The following is an 844-nucleotide window of genomic DNA, read 5'->3' on the forward strand; positions in this document are numbered from 1 at the left end:
TGCTGACGACCTTCTTCGAGACCTTTTTGAAGACCTTGCTGACGACCTTCTTCGAGACCTTTTTGAAGACCTTGCTGTCGGCCCTCTTCCAAGCCCTTTTGTCGGCCTTCTTCGAGGCCTTTTTGAAGCCCCTCTTCCAGACCTTCTTCCTGCATTTTCCTTAAATGCAGTTCCCAGGCATATTCAGAGTATAACATAGTGAGTACCTCCGCTTTATTCCGAATCAGAAACTCTTTGAGAACATTATTGGAGATGCATTCTTCAACGGCTATCTCTACAGCGCGTTCACGGGTATAGCCGGAAGATATGTAATGGCGAACAGTATCGACGAACAGAGCATAGTCATGCAGTGTCTGACATTTCTCCATGAGCGCTTTATTATGCCCATAGTTGATATTCAGCATAATAGCGCAGACTTCCAGATGATTCTCCAGGCCATCATCCGGGTATGAATCACTGAGTCGAAGTACCAGCCGGTCCGGCTGTTCCGTTGTCCTATTGTAAAATACAAAGAACTGGGCTTTCGGAAGCTTCAACAAAATTGACGAATAGACATCTAATCCGGTCTCCAGAATATAGCCTTCATATAATCGGGCCATATAGGTGAGACCGCGTATCGGCATATTCGGGTTGAAGGAACTCTGATGCTCATATAAATTCAGAGTCGTGCCAATGAGAAAAGAAACGTCATTGCGATATCCAAGGAAAAGCGCACCGCTGAGGGTTGTAATCGTCAACAGACCGGGGTCTGAATAGTTCGTCCCATTAATTGCATTGTAAAGGGATAGTGCTTCTGATGGGGAATTAAAAATCTGTTCGAACAGACTGGATAAAAAAGTTCTGT

At 45.0% G+C, this 844-nt stretch carries 1 protein-coding gene; it reads right to left on the reverse strand.

What is annotated here, in order from left to right; translation table 11 throughout:
• On the reverse strand, positions 1–844 hold an 844-nt coding region (locus WMO25_RS18455; protein WP_349086717.1), incomplete at both ends, for a hypothetical protein.

Origin of the sequence: Coprococcus intestinihominis, from assembly GCF_040096555.1 — a bacterium.
GTDB lineage: Bacteria > Bacillota > Clostridia > Lachnospirales > Lachnospiraceae > Coprococcus_A > Coprococcus_A intestinihominis.